At 60.7% G+C, this 11,140-nt stretch carries 11 protein-coding genes; 6 read left to right on the top strand and 5 right to left on the bottom strand.

The genetic code is table 11. The features are described from left to right. Positions 1-77: 77 nt before the first annotated feature. The 3 genes from sixA to FQ192_RS32740 are packed head-to-tail and all read right to left on the bottom strand — an operon-like array spanning position 78 to position 1,929. On the bottom strand, positions 78-530 hold the full coding sequence (gene sixA, locus FQ192_RS32750; RefSeq protein ID WP_133840463.1) for a phosphohistidine phosphatase SixA: 453 nt from the start codon (positions 528-530) through the stop codon (positions 78-80). Further along, a complete protein-coding gene (locus FQ192_RS32745) occupies positions 527-874 on the bottom strand; it encodes a DUF4389 domain-containing protein (RefSeq protein ID WP_123510001.1) in 348 nt (115 codons plus the stop codon). The genes sixA and FQ192_RS32745 overlap by 4 nt, the downstream gene beginning before the upstream one ends. Positions 875-903: 29 nt before the next feature. Further along, entirely contained in the window at positions 904-1,929 is a 1,026-nt protein-coding gene (locus tag FQ192_RS32740; RefSeq protein ID WP_149662114.1) for an NAD(P)H-dependent glycerol-3-phosphate dehydrogenase, read from the bottom strand. 196 nt (positions 1,930-2,125) lie between these two features. On the opposite strand from FQ192_RS32740, the gene FQ192_RS32735 reads away from it, so the two are divergent. The 6 genes from FQ192_RS32735 to FQ192_RS32710 all read left to right on the top strand — a co-directional run bounded on the left by FQ192_RS32735 (position 2,126) and on the right by FQ192_RS32710 (position 9,649). After that, entirely contained in the window at positions 2,126-4,249 is a 2,124-nt protein-coding gene (locus FQ192_RS32735; RefSeq protein ID WP_149662113.1) for a TonB-dependent siderophore receptor, read from the top strand. Next, positions 4,250-5,179 carry an ABC transporter substrate-binding protein gene (locus FQ192_RS32730; RefSeq protein WP_149662112.1) on the top strand — a complete coding sequence of 310 codons (930 nt, stop codon included), beginning with the start codon at positions 4,250-4,252 and terminating at the stop codon, positions 5,177-5,179. After that, complete coding sequence (locus FQ192_RS32725) at positions 5,176-7,080, top strand: ATP-binding protein (RefSeq protein ID WP_149662111.1); 1,905 nt, start codon at positions 5,176-5,178, stop codon at positions 7,078-7,080. Before FQ192_RS32730 ends, FQ192_RS32725 begins: the two co-directional genes overlap by 4 nt. A 248-nt stretch (positions 7,081-7,328) precedes the next feature. Further along, positions 7,329-7,844: a 3-hydroxyacyl-[acyl-carrier-protein] dehydratase FabA gene (fabA, locus tag FQ192_RS32720; RefSeq protein ID WP_042560484.1), complete on the top strand. Its 516-nt coding sequence runs from the start codon at positions 7,329-7,331 to the stop codon at positions 7,842-7,844. Between the two features lie 11 nt (positions 7,845-7,855). Continuing rightward, on the top strand, positions 7,856-9,076 hold the full coding sequence (gene fabB / locus FQ192_RS32715; RefSeq protein ID WP_149662110.1) for a beta-ketoacyl-ACP synthase I: 1,221 nt from the start codon (positions 7,856-7,858) through the stop codon (positions 9,074-9,076). 378 nt (positions 9,077-9,454) lie between these two features. Beyond that, positions 9,455-9,649 (top strand): hypothetical protein, encoded by a 195-nt coding sequence (locus FQ192_RS32710; protein WP_133840456.1) that lies wholly within the window; start codon positions 9,455-9,457, stop codon positions 9,647-9,649. 71 nt (positions 9,650-9,720) lie between these two features. Here the strand turns inward: FQ192_RS32710 and FQ192_RS32705 are convergent, their stop codons facing one another. Then, positions 9,721-10,263 carry a DUF2058 domain-containing protein gene (locus tag FQ192_RS32705; protein WP_149662109.1) on the bottom strand — a complete coding sequence of 181 codons (543 nt, stop codon included), beginning with the start codon at positions 10,261-10,263 and terminating at the stop codon, positions 9,721-9,723. 28 nt (positions 10,264-10,291) lie between these two features. Further along, positions 10,292-11,125, bottom strand: a complete 834-nt coding sequence (gene mazG, locus FQ192_RS32700) for a nucleoside triphosphate pyrophosphohydrolase (protein WP_149662108.1) — start codon at positions 11,123-11,125, stop codon at positions 10,292-10,294. Positions 11,126-11,140 lie beyond the last annotated feature (15 nt).

Raw genomic sequence — 11,140 nt, 5'->3', positions numbered from 1 at the left:
CGTCGTGTCATTCAACAACGATGTCGACTGACACGACGCCTTCGCGGGCAAGCCTCGCTCCTACGCAAGTGTGCGGGTCAGGGGTGTTTGATGCCGTTGAGCTTCATGCCGCCGGCCAGCGGCAAGTCGCCTTCCAGCTCCGCCAGGCCGGCGGTTTTCACCGCTTCCGGGTCTTGCACATGACCGTGCTGCAGGTAGCCCAGCAAGTTGCCCACCAACGGGTTATGGCTGACCAGCAACGCGTGATCGACCGACACCAACTGCTCGGCCACCGCTTGCGGGCGGTTGTCCGGGGTCAGCCACTCGACGGTGCGGATCTCGGGGGCGAACCCCAGCGCTTCACGGACCAGTTGCGCGGTCTCCTGCGCACGCAGGTAAGGACTGGCGTAAATGGCCGTAATCGGCCGGCCGATCAACTCGGCAGCCGTGCGCAGCACTTCTTCACGACCGTGGGCGGTCAATGCCCGTTCGGAGTCTGGACGCGTGCCGTGTGGCTCGGCTTCACCATGACGCAATACCCAGAGTTTCATAGCTTAGGCTCCTCATCTCGGGCCGGATGCGGTGCAGGCGCTACAACGTGCGGCGCTTCACCTTCCGGGGTACGCGGCGTCGGCCAATCGGCGAACGGCCAAGGCTTCTGGTCGCTGTGAAACGTGCCGAAACGACCGATCTGCGCCAGGAACTGGCTCAGGCTGTCGCCGAAGTTCATCAGGCTGGCGCTCGGGGCGCCATAGATCAAACGATAGATCAACTGCACCAGCACTACCGCGCCGAGGATAAATTGCGCCACTTGCCAGACCAGCAAGAAGACGATCATCCACAACACTCGCAGCAGAATGGATTCGTACTTGGCTTCTGTTTTCGGATCGTTCATGTGCCGCTCCCTGCCCGTAGATAAAGCAATCAGTTGAAACCGCTGGTGGAGATAAAGTCGACGTCGGTCTTCGGCTCGGCCCGCATTAACAGTTCGATCACCTGCTCAAGCGTGCGCCCTTCAAACAAAATCGCGTGCAGCCCGGCGACCAGCGGCATGTACACGCCCGCTTCCTGGGACTTGGCCTTGAGCACTTTGAGGGTGTTCACGCCTTCGGCGACTTCGCCCAGGCGCGTCACTGCGTCTTCCAGGCTCAGGCCCTGGCCGAGGGCGAACCCGACCTGATAGTTGCGGCTTTTCGGCGACGAGCACGTGACGATCAAGTCACCAACGCCCGCCAGACCGAGGAAGGTCATCGGGTTAGCCCCCTGATTCACCGCGAAGCGGGTCATTTCCGCCAAGGCACGGGTAATCAGCATGCTCTTGGTGTTTTCGCCCATGCCCAGCGCCACGGCCATGCCGGCGATGATGGCGTAGACGTTTTTCAACGCCCCGCCCAGTTCCACGCCGAAGCGGTCGGCGCTGGCGTAGACGCGGAAGGTGCGCCCGTGCAGGGCTTCCTGGACACGCGCGCAGAGTTCTTCGTCTTCGCTGGCGACCACCGTGGCGGTCAAGGCGTGTTCGGCGATTTCACGGGCCAGGTTCGGCCCGGACAGCACACCGATGCGCGCTTGCGGGGCGATCTCTTCGAGAATCTCGCTCATCAGCTTGAACGTGTGGGCTTCGATGCCCTTGGTCAGGCTGACCAGCAATTTGCCGCTCAAGCGTTCGGCATACGGCACCAGCACCGCGCGCAACGCGCTGGACGGCAGCGCGACGAAGCACAGGTCGCAGGCGTCGAGAGTGGCAGGCAGGTCGGTGACTGCCGTAACACCCGGCAGGATCTTGATGCCTTTGAGGTAACGCGGGTTCTCGCGATTGACCCGGATGGCCTCGGCCTGTTCGGGGTCACGCATCCACTGCAGGACCTGATGGCCGTTCTCGGCCAGCAGGTTTGCCACGGCGGTACCAAAACTTCCGCCTCCCAGGACCGCAATTGGGCGCTGTTCAGTCATATGTAATCCGTTAATCCATACCAGTGGCGATGCCGGCATTATACGGAGCGGCCCAGTGGCGGCCAGCCCCCGCGTCAATTACCGACACGTGTAGGAAGAAGACCAACAAATCCGAGGAAAATGCCCATAACGTGACTGGAAAAGTGACCGTGCTCGGTTAACATGCGCGCCACTTAATCGCTACCAAGGCTGTGTCGTGTCTTTTGGCCCCTCCTCACCTCGCTCGTCGCTGCTGCTGGCGCTGTTCTTCAGCCCGGTTTTGCTGGCCGACGACCTGTTCCTCGACAGCGATCCGTTGCCGCAAGTACTGACGGCGACGCGACTCAAGCAGTCGCCGGCCGCCGTGCCGGGGAGCATGACGGTGATCGACAGCGAACTCATCAACGCCAGCGGCGCCCGGGACATCAGCGAATTGCTGCGCCTGGTGCCGGGGATGATGGTCGGCAACATCAATGGCAACCAGGCGGCAGTGAACTACCACGGCACCAATGCCAGCGAAGCCCGGCGCATGCAGGTGTTGATCGATGGCCGTTCGGTGTACCGCGCCGGCCTGGCCACCGTGGACTGGAGCGATATTCCGGTGGCGATGGAAGACATCGAGCGCATCGAAGTCTTTCGCGGCCCCAACACCGTCAGCTACGGCGCCAACGCGCTGATGGCGGTGGTCAACATCATCACCCGCAACCCGGCGGACAGCCACGGCACGCGCCTGAAAGTCACCCGGGGCCAGCGCGGCATCAACGATTTCTACGCCAGCCAGGGCACCGGTTGGGACGGCGGCGATCTGCGCCTGTCGCTCTCCGGCCAGCAAGACGACGGCTTCGACTCGGACCGCACCGGCGCCGATTACCGCGACAGTCGGCGCTTGAACCGCTTCAACCTCGCGGTCAGCCAATCGCTCAATGAAAGCCAAAGCATCGACTGGCAATTGAATGCCAAGGACGGCAGCAACCAGCGACCGTATACCTACCGCCCGGTGTTCTCGGGGATTACCGCCGCCGGGAACAATTCCGACGTAATCGCCAAGGATTACGCCGGCTCCCTGCGCTGGAACCTGGACATCAATCCCGATCACAGCCTGTATATCCAGGGCTCGGCGCAACATTGGGATCGCCAGCAGACCTGGCGCGCCTGTGATGCCGAAGTGTCGTTCAGCCCCGAGCTGACCGACCTGTGGCAACTCAACCCGAACTACGCCGAACGCCTGGCGCGCAACATGGAGCGTTACACCGGCCCCGGCGCCCCGGCAGGTACTGCGGCGGAACAAGCGTTGGGCAATCAGGTGCTGGCGCAATGGAAGAACGGCGCCAAGCGAACCTTGTGTGGCGACATCGACCAGAGCGCCCGGGAATCGCGCTACGACCTCGAACTGCAAGACACCCTGAGCCTGTCCGATAGTCTGCGGCTGGTCAGCGGCATGAACTATCGTTACGACCGGGCAGATTCCGAGACCTACTTCAATGGCACCCTCGACGACACCACCTGGCGCACGTTCGGCCAACTTGAGTGGCGCGCCAGCGAGCACTGGTTGCTACAGGGCGGCGCGATGTTCGAAGACACGCAACTGACCGGCAGCTCCTTGACCCCACGGGTGGCGGTCAATTACCTGATCAATCCGCGCCACGGCTTGCGCGCGGTGTATTCCGAAGCCATCCGCTCGCCGGACATGTTCGAGAACAACGTGAACTGGAGCTATCAGGTGACCAATCTGCGGCCCAGCGCCTATGGCCAGTCCAGCGCCCGCTATTTTGTGAAAACCCGCGGCCCCGGCGACCTCGACAAGGAACGCATGCGTTCCCGGGAACTGGGCTACAACGGTTTCTTCGCCGAGCTGGGCCTGGCGGTGGATGTGAAGCTGTTCTACGACGAAATCACCGGCATGATCAGTGAGCCGTTGCGCAACAACCAGTACATCGCCAGCAACGCCAACAACTCACGCTTCACCGGCACTGAAACCCAGCTCGACTGGCATGTCAGCCGTGCCGATCGCCTGCGCCTGACCTATGCCTACGTCGATGCCAAGGCCAGCAACCCGCTGGACCAACAGCAGACGGCACGCAACAGCGGTTCCGCCGGTTGGCTGCGCAACTGGGGCCAAGGCTGGAACAGCGCGCTCTTCTACTATGGGGACGACGCCCTCAACGGTTACCGCTTCGAACGGCTCGACACGCGCATCGCCAAACGCATCGGCCTGGGCAAGGCCAACCTGGAACTGGCCGGCGTGCTGCAACAGCGCCTCGATAACCAGCCCACCACCTTCATCGACAACAATTACGACGAGCGCCGGGTGCTCTACTTCAGCGCGGAGCTGGCGTTTTAGATGCAACCTCAGTCACGGAAGACGCCAAGCCTTGGCCATTTGTTGGCCGTGGTGTGGCTGGCGTTCGGCGGGCTGCTTTGCAGTCTGTCGGCCAGTGCCATGGAGATTCTGCTGACCGGCGCCGAAGACAGTCCCGGCGTGCAATCTTTCACCCAGGCCCTGAATGAGCTGCGCCCCACCGACAGCGTGCGTTTCCAGCCGCTGGCCAGCCTGCCGGCACCGAGTCAATTGCCCGGCGGTACGCGCTTGATTTTACTTGACCTGCCGAGCCTCGACTGGCGCCTGCAAGACAGCCAGGGCCCGGCAACATTGGTGCTGCGCATCAGCCGCCTGCAAGCGCGGCAACGCCTGAATAATCTGCTGCCCCCCCACCTCAGCCTCTTGTGGAGCGATCCGCCTCTGGACCGGCAATTGCGCCTGACCCGATTGGTGTTGCCCCAGGTGCGCCGGGTCGGCGTGCTCTATGACCGGCACAGCGAATTCCTCTTGAAAGAACTGCGCCAGGCCGCCCTGCCCCTGGGCCTGGAGATCGTCGCCGAACGCTGGGACAACACCAACGACAGTCGCCCGTTGCTGACACTGCTGAAAAACAGCGATGTACTGCTCGGGCTCGATGACCCCGATTTGTACAACCCGAAAACCGCGAAAAACCTGCTGCTCAGCAGCTATGCACGACAGATGGCGCTGATCGGCCCCAATGCCGGTTTCGTCAAGGCTGGCAGCCTGGCCAGCACCTACAGCGACCAAAGCGACTGGCTGGCGATTCTCGACGAGTTGCTCGACCGGCCACCGGCCACCTGGCCGCGTACGCTCTACCCCAGGCACTTCAAAGTCTTAAGCAATCCACAAGTGGCTCGTTCATTAGGTATTGAACAGATGAATGAAGCATCTGTTGCCGCACAGTTGGCTGAAGGAGAAAGCCGCCCATGACCTTCCGACGCCGTTGGGACATCAACACCCGAACCCAGATCATCAGCCTCGGCCCTGCCCTGCTGCTGACTTTGCTGCTGATCAGTTTCTTCACCTTCGTGCGCATCCAGGACTTGCGCCAGGAGCTCAACCACACCGGTCAACTGATCGCCAACCAGTTGGCACCGGCTACCGAATACGGTGTGATCTCCGGCAACAACGACGTGTTGGAAAGCCTGCTCAAGGCCACGCTGGCCACGCCCAATGTGCGCTTTCTGGAAGTGCAGGACAGCGCCAACCGGATTCTGGTGTACGTCGAGCAACCGTCGGAATCCCACAACCGCTCGCAACAGGTCGAAGTGTTCCAGGCGCCGGTGCGGTTGCAACGGATCGCGCTGAACAATGACTTCTTCCAGAACACCAAGACCTCGGTCAGTGCGCCGAGCGAGGACTATCTGGGGCGGGTGATCGTCGGCCTGTCCAACGACGCCTTCAGCCAGCGCCAGCAGGAGATCCTGTTCAAGGCCGGGATCCTCGCGCTGTTCGCCTTGCTGTTCACCTTTCTGTTGGCCCGGCGCCTGGCGGGCAGTCTATCGCAACCGATCCGCGACATCGGTAACGCGGTCAAGGCGATCCAGAAAGGCGACTACAGCACGCCGCTACCGATCGTCGACGACACCGAGCTGGGGGCCTTGTCGCAACACATCAACAACCTCGCCGAAGGTCTGGAAAAGGCCAGCCGCGAACAGCAGCAAGCGATGTCGCAGTTGATCCAGACCCGCGAGGAAGCGGAAAAGGCCAACAACGCCAAATCCGACTTCCTGGCGATGATGAGCCACGAACTGCGCACCCCGATGAATGGCGTGCTGGGCATGCTGCAATTGCTCGAAACCACCGACATGACCGAGGAGCAGGTCGAATACGCGGCGCTGGCGTCGGAGTCCACCGAACACTTGCTCAAGGTGATCAACGACATCCTCGACTTCTCGCGCATCGAGCGTTCGGAACTGGAGCTGGAGCACATTCCCTTCAACCTCGCCGACCTGATCGGCAGTTGCGCCCAGTCGTTCCAGCACAGCGCGGTGCAACGCAAGCTCGACCTTGAGCTGCTGATTCCCGACGACATGCGTGCGTTGCAGGTTCAGGGCGATCCGACGCGGATCCGGCAGATCCTGGTCAACCTGATCGGCAACGCTCTGAAGTTCACCGAACAGGGCCGCGTGACCATCGAGCCGCAGTGGCAATCCCTGGATCACGAATTGCTGTGGTTCACCTGCACCGTGCGCGACAGTGGCATCGGGATTTCCCCCGAAAGCCTGGAATTGATGTTCAACGCGTTCCAGCAGGCCGACAGTTCCATTTCAAGACGTTACGGCGGCACCGGGCTCGGTTTGCCGATTGCCCGCACCCTCGCCGAACGCATGGGCGGTACGTTGCGGGCCCAGAGCGAGGAGGGTCGCGGGTCGGTGTTCACCCTGGAAATCCCCCTCGCGCTTTATAAGCAGGCTTTGCCGGAACTGCCGGCGCCACGGGTGCCGACCGGCAATGGCAACGGTGAAGGACGCAATGTGTTGCTGGTGGAGGACAATCCGGTCAACCAGACGGTTATCGAAGCCATGTTGCGCAGCCTGGGCTTTACGGTCAGCGTCGCCACCGACGGCGCCCAGGCGGTACGCAGTGCCGAGAGTCTGATTTTCGAGGCGATCCTGATGGACTGCCGGTTGCCGATCATCGACGGCTATGAAGCGACCCGCCAGATTCGCCAATTGCCCGGTTGCCTGGACTTGCCGATCATCGCGCTGACGGCCAACGCCTTGCAGGGTGACCGCGAAGCGTGCCTGGCGGCGGGCATGAACGATTACCTGGCCAAGCCCTTCAAACGCACTGATCTGCAGCAAATTCTGCAGCGTTGGGTGCAGTAGTGCTGTCCTTTCGGCTATCTGCGACTGGCGTGAAAGGCGAAAGTGCGGCAGTCTTAGGCACCCGAACAGGCCCGAAAAGGGGCTTGAATAATAATTTCAGTGCACAAGTGTACATTCATGTCCTTGGTGCTGTGACTTTCACCACAACGCAATAGTCTATGAGTAGGCTGTCGACTCGAGGCATGAACGCTTCGATCGGCCGGGAAGATTTGCCCCACCCTGCCGCACGGGACTATTGAGGAGCTCGCATGACCAAACAAAACGCCTTTACTCGGGAAGACCTGCTGCGCTGCAGTCGCGGTGAGCTGTTCGGCCCAGGTAACGCGCAACTGCCCGCCCCGAACATGCTGATGGTGGATCGCATCACCCATATCAGCGAAGAAGGTGGCAAGTACGGCAAAGGTGAATTGGTCGCCGAGCTGGATATCACTCCAGACCTGTGGTTCTTCGCCTGCCACTTCGAAGGTGATCCGGTGATGCCGGGCTGCCTGGGCCTCGACGCCATGTGGCAACTGGTCGGCTTCTTCCTGGGCTGGCAAGGCCTGCCGGGCCGCGGTCGTGCACTGGGTTCGGGCGAAGTGAAGTTCTTTGGTCAGGTCCTGCCGACTGCCAAGAAAGTTACGTATAACATTCAGATCAAGCGCGTCCTCAAAGGCAAGCTGAACCTCGCTATCGCCGATGGTTCGGTCAGTGTCGACGGCCGCGAAATCTACACCGCCGAAGGCCTCCGGGTCGGCGTGTTCACCTCCACTGAAAACTTCTAAGGGTTATCCGCATGCGCCGCGTCGTTATCACTGGTCTGGGCATCGTTTCGTGCCTGGGCAATGACAAAGAGACCGTCTCCGCTAACCTGCGTGCAAGTCGCCCGGGCATCCGGTTCAACCCGGAATATGCCGAAATGGGTCTGCGTAGCCAGGTTTCCGGCTCCATTGACCTGCCGCTTAAAGAGCTGATTGATCGCAAGACCTTTCGCTTCGTCGGTGACGCAGCGGCTTACGCTTATGTAGCGATGAAAAGCGCCATCGAAGACTCGGGCCTGACCGAAGAGCAGGTATCCAACCCGCGTACCGGCCTGATCGCCGGTTCCGGCGGTGCTTCCACGCTGAACCAGATGGAAGCGCTGGACACCCTGCGTGAAAAAGGCATCAAGAAGGTTCTGCCGTACTACGTCACGCGGACCATGAGCAGCACCGTTTCCGCTTGCCTGGCCACACCGTTCAAGATCAAGGGCCTGAACTACTCCATCGCATCTGCCTGCGCCACCAGTGCTCACTGCATCGGTACCGCCATGGAACAGATCCAGATGGGCAAGCAGGACATCGTGTTCGCCGGCGGCGGTGAAGAAGAGCATTGGAGCCAATCGTTCCTGTTCGACGCCATGGGCGCACTGTCCAGCAAGCGCAACGACACGCCGGAAAAAGCCTCCCGCGCCTACGACGCTGACCGTGACGGTTTCGTCATCGCCGGCGGTGGCGGCATGGTCGTGGTCGAAGAGCTGGAACACGCTCTGGCCCGTGGCGCGAAGATCTACGCGGAAGTCGTTGGCTACGGCGCGACCTCCGACGGCTATGACATGGTCGCACCAAGCGGCGAAGGCGCCATCCGCTGCATGCAGATGGCCATGTCCACCGTCGACACCCCGATCGACTACCTGAACACCCACGGCACCTCGACTCCGGTCGGCGACCTCGCGGAAATGAAAGGTGTGCGTGCGGTGTTCGGCGACAAGGCACCGGCCATCAGCTCCACCAAGAGCCTGTCGGGTCACTCCCTGGGCGCCGCCGGCGTTCACGAAGCGATCTACTGCATGCTGATGATGGAAGGCAACTTCATGGCGGGTTCCGCCAACATCGACGAACTGGACCCGGAAGTGGCTGACATGCCGATCCTGACCAAGACGCGCGAAGACGCCACCATCAACACCGTGATGAGCAACAGCTTCGGCTTCGGTGGCACTAACGCTACGCTGGTACTGAAGCGCTGGGCCGGCAAGTAATACCCCGCCGCCTCGCCGCACAGAAAAACGCCCCGACTGGTTCGGGGCGTTTTTTTTGCACTTGGAAAAAGCCATCGCAATGCTTTTGCAGGAGCCAGGCTTGCCGGCCAAGGCGCCCTTGAGTGCCCCTTCGCCGGCAAGCCAGGCTCCTACAGGTACGGCGTTCAAGCAGCGGATTTGTTCATCGCGAACATGAAACTTTTGTCATCTAACTCAGCCACCTGCGACCGAATGTCGCGTGTTTAGCGGGCTGCGGGACTTTTGCAGTTTTCGCAATTATTCGTTGCCGAACGAAAGCGTTTACTTAGGAAGCTAACAAAACATATAACAGAGGCCTGCACACGCCTTGGTGCAGGTAACTGAGATTGGAGCTAGCAGATGACTGTAAAAGTAACTGAACGCGACGATTCACATAAATCCCATGAAGGCATCGCCGCCGGTATCCGTATCTGGGATGTACATCAACAAGACATGCTGGTCGGCATGTTCCATTCCGAGACCGATGCGCATAACTACAAGTCTGAACTGGAAACACTGGAGCAGCAGCGCGAACTGCGATCCGCCCAGGCGTGAAGCAACTACAGCATTGAAAACGACAAACCCCGCCATGAGCGGGGTTTGTCGTTGTAGCGGGCCCTAAAGGCTTACCACATCAGATCATCAGGAATCTGATAGGCCGCGTACGGATCGTCCTCGGCCGCGACTTCTTCTTTCTTGACGTTGAGCTGCACGATCCGCTGCGGATCGCGCTCCTGGATCTTCAGGGCCGCCTCACGGGGGATCACCTCGTAACCGCCGGCGTGATGCACGATCGCCAGGAAGCCGTTGCTGAGCTGGTTGCGCATCAGCGGGTTGACCGAGAGGCGCTTGACCTTCTTGTCATCGACGAAGTTGTAGTAGTCCTCGGTGGTCAGCTTCGGCAGGCGCGAGACTTCGATCAATTGCTTGACCTGGGCGGCGCGGGCCTTGGCCTCGGCCTTCTCCTGCTGCTGGCGATTCAGTTCCTGGTCGCGCTTGACCTTCTCGGCCAGCGCTTCCTTGGCCAGGCGTTGCTGGGTGTCATCCTGTTCGACCTGGCCTTTATGGACCAGGCGTTGCTGCTTCTGCTTCTCTTTGCCGACCTGTTTGGCCTGCTTTTGGTTGACCAGCCCTGCTTTGAGCAACTGGTCGCGAAGGGAAATGCTCATGGTGCTTATTTCTCACTTAGGCAACTGCTCAACCGCAGCTGGGCAAATTCTTTTCCTGACGTTTGGCTTCGCCCCACAGGGCGTCCAACTCTTCGAGGGTGCAATCTTCTATGGGACGGTGGGTGTCGCGCAATGCCTGTTCGATAAATCGGAAGCGTCTTTCGAATTTGCTGTTGGCGCCACGCAGGGCCGTTTCCGGGTCGACCTTCAGATGTCGCGCCAGATTGACCACCGAAAACAGCAGGTCACCGACTTCATCGGCAATCGCGGCCGAGTCGTTATCGGCCATGGCTTCGAGCACTTCATCGAGTTCTTCGCGGACCTTGTCCAGCACCGGCAGCGCATCCGGCCAGTCGAAACCGACCTGCCCGGCACGCTTCTGCAACTTGGCCGAGCGGGACAGCGCGGGCAGTGCCGCAGGCACATCATCGAGCAAGGACAGCTGTTCAGGCGCGCACGATTTCTCGGCGCGTTCCTCGGCCTTGATCTCTTCCCAGCGCAGTTTGACCTGTTCCTCATTCAGACGCGGGACGTCCAGCGGCGCGTACAGATCGCCGGTGGGGAACACGTGGGGATGACGACGAATCAATTTGCGGGTGATGCCGTCGATGACCCCGGCGAATTCGAAACGCCCTTCTTCCCGGGCCAGTTGGCTGTAATAAACCACCTGGAACAGCAGATCGCCCAACTCGCCCTGCAAGTGATCGAAGTCACCGCGCTCGATCGCGTCGGCGACTTCGTAGGCTTCTTCCAGGGTGTGCGGAACGATCGTGGCGTAGGTTTGCTTGATGTCCCACGGACAACCGAACTGCGGGTCGCGCAGGCGGTTCATCAGGTGCAATAAGTCTTCAAGTGAATACATCTTTTTTAATCTCTA

The sequence above is a fragment of the Pseudomonas sp. ANT_J12 genome (genome assembly GCF_008370045.1).
GTDB lineage: Bacteria > Pseudomonadota > Gammaproteobacteria > Pseudomonadales > Pseudomonadaceae > Aquipseudomonas.
The sequence above is the reverse complement of the archived record's forward strand: the minus strand, read 5'-3'. Positions and strand labels throughout refer to the sequence as shown.

Bases quoted from the DNA above. Each gene is read 5' to 3' on its own strand.
- FQ192_RS32710 (WP_133840456.1), top strand. From the start codon at position 9,455: ATGACTGTAAAAGTAACTGAACGCGACGATTCACATAAATCCCATGAA.
- FQ192_RS32725 (WP_149662111.1), top strand. From the start codon at position 5,176: ATGACCTTCCGACGCCGTTGGGACATCAACACCCGAACCCAGATCATC.
- FQ192_RS32730 (WP_149662112.1), top strand. From the start codon at position 4,250: ATGCAACCTCAGTCACGGAAGACGCCAAGCCTTGGCCATTTGTTGGCC.
- sixA (WP_133840463.1), bottom strand. From the start codon at position 530: ATGAAACTCTGGGTATTGCGTCATGGTGAAGCCGAGCCACACGGCACG.
- FQ192_RS32745 (WP_123510001.1), bottom strand. From the start codon at position 874: ATGAACGATCCGAAAACAGAAGCCAAGTACGAATCCATTCTGCTGCGA.
- mazG (WP_149662108.1), bottom strand. From the start codon at position 11,125: ATGTATTCACTTGAAGACTTATTGCACCTGATGAACCGCCTGCGCGAC.
- FQ192_RS32740 (WP_149662114.1), bottom strand. From the start codon at position 1,929: ATGACTGAACAGCGCCCAATTGCGGTCCTGGGAGGCGGAAGTTTTGGT.
- FQ192_RS32705 (WP_149662109.1), bottom strand. From the start codon at position 10,263: ATGAGCATTTCCCTTCGCGACCAGTTGCTCAAAGCAGGGCTGGTCAAC.
- fabA (WP_042560484.1), top strand. From the start codon at position 7,329: ATGACCAAACAAAACGCCTTTACTCGGGAAGACCTGCTGCGCTGCAGT.
- fabB (WP_149662110.1), top strand. From the start codon at position 7,856: ATGCGCCGCGTCGTTATCACTGGTCTGGGCATCGTTTCGTGCCTGGGC.